A 1,803-nucleotide genomic window follows, 5' to 3' on the forward strand; every position below is an offset into this window, starting at 1 on the left:
AGCCGCGGGTCTACATCGAAACGACGGTAATCAGCTATCTGACGGCCAAGCCGAGCCGCGACCTGATTATTGCGGCGCGGCAGGAGCTTGCCCGCGAGGTATGGGATCGACTACTGACCGACTGCGAGTGCTTCGTGTCGGCGCTGATGGTGCTGGAGGCCAGCAAGGGTGACGAGGTGGCCGCCGCACAGCGGCTGGACGCCATACACGGGCTGCCGGTGTTGCACATCGGAGACGACGCGGGACGAATGGCCGAGCTGCTGGTTGTGGAGAAGGCGATCCCAGCGGAGTGCGCGGAAGACGCCCTGCACGTTGCCATGGCGACGCGCAACGGAATGGACTTCGTGGTGACCTGGAACTTCACCCACATCAACAACGCAAGGGCTACGGCACCCTGTTGGAGCCTGGCCCCTTTAACTCAATGAATACCTGCCCGTACTGCATGTCCTCGGAGTAAAGGATTTCGCAGCCTGCGGCCAGCGCCGCCGCGACGATGAGCGAATCCCAGCGGCCGGCGCGATCGGGCTGCGAATGCTCCGGCGGTAGACGTTCCACGACGCGGTCGCCGACGTAATGCTGTGCTATTCTTACTTCTTACAGCAAGAAGGGGAGTAACTACTCAGGAGCATGGCACGGGTGTGCACGGTTTGTGCTAATGTTGAGGCCATGGATGAGCTTCCCGACCTGAGCAGACTGAGCGTTGCCGAGAAAGATCAACTGATCCGCGATCTGTGGTCGTGGGTGCGGAGGCTGACGGTTCAAGTCACCACGCTGCAAGCGAAGGGAGATGAACTGGCAGCGCGCCTTGCGCAAAACAGCCGCAATTCGAGCAAGCCCCCGTCCTCGGATGGGCTTGCCAAGCCCCAACCCAAGTCGCTGCGCAAGGGAGGAGAGCGCCCGAGTGGCGGACAGGAGGGGCATGGTGGGCACACGCTGAAGAAAGTGGCGGTTGCAGATCACATTGAAACCCATCTGCCCCCATCGCATTGCGATGACTGCGGTGCTGTCCTGGCTGAACCGACAGTGGTTGAAAGCCGTCAGGTGTTCGATCTTCCCCGGCTGGGTTTCGAGGTGACTGAGCACCCGGTGCTTGCCAGCCGATGCGCCTGCGGCAGGATTTCCCGTGGCACGTTTCCGGCTGACGTGGTGGCGCCTGTGCAATACGGGCCGGCGGCCCTGGCCGCGGTGGTTCATTTGACACACCAGCACATGATGCCGGTACAACGCACGGCGGCGTTGATGGGAGACTTCTTCGGCCTGCCGATGGCGCAGGGCACGGTGCTGGCGGCCAGCGAAGAGGCGGCTGTTCGCCTGGCGCCGACCGTGGCCTGGATGGGTGAAGCCATCCAAACGGCCGAGGTCGCTCATGCGGACGAAACCGGGATGCGGGTGGCCGGTAAGCTGCACTGGATGCACGCGCTGGTGACGGCGATGCTCACCTGGGTCGGCTGTCACGAGAAACGGGGCAAGCGGGCCTTCGATGCGCTGGGGATTCTCCCCGGCTTTCTGGGCACACTGATCCACGACGGCTGGAAACCTTACCGCGACCTGCGGTGCAAGCACGGGCTGTGCAATGTCCATCACCTGCGGGAATTGACCTACCTTTTCGAGGAACTCCAGCAGGCTTGGGCAGGCCGCCTGATCGAACTTCTGGTGGCCGCCTGCCATGAGGTGAACCAGGCGGGCGGTTCGTTACCCGTCGAACGCGTTGCGCTGTTGCGTAACCGATATACCGAAATTCTCAGCGAAGGCGAGGTCCTCAATCCGCAGGCGGAAAAATCGGGGAAGCGCGGACGAACACGA

At 62.7% G+C, this 1,803-nt stretch carries 2 protein-coding genes and 1 pseudogene; 2 read left to right on the forward strand and 1 reads right to left on the reverse strand.

The features are described from left to right. Positions 1-425: type II toxin-antitoxin system VapC family toxin (locus CAPSK01_RS18210; RefSeq protein WP_273704027.1), on the forward strand; the 425-nt coding region annotated here is incomplete at its 5' end. Here CAPSK01_RS18210 and CAPSK01_RS23905 read toward each other — a convergent pair. Continuing rightward, positions 385-507: pseudogene (locus CAPSK01_RS23905) on the reverse strand (VapC toxin family PIN domain ribonuclease); the annotation flags it as partial. The gene CAPSK01_RS18210 and the pseudogene CAPSK01_RS23905 overlap by 41 nt on opposite strands. A 159-nt stretch (positions 508-666) precedes the next feature. Between CAPSK01_RS23905 and CAPSK01_RS18215 the strand changes: the two are divergent. Then, on the forward strand, positions 667-1,803 hold a 1,137-nt coding region (locus CAPSK01_RS18215; protein ID WP_273704028.1), incomplete at its 3' end, for an IS66 family transposase.

Source organism: Candidatus Accumulibacter vicinus (assembly GCF_000584955.1).
In the GTDB taxonomy this organism is placed as follows: domain Bacteria; phylum Pseudomonadota; class Gammaproteobacteria; order Burkholderiales; family Rhodocyclaceae; genus Accumulibacter; species Accumulibacter vicinus.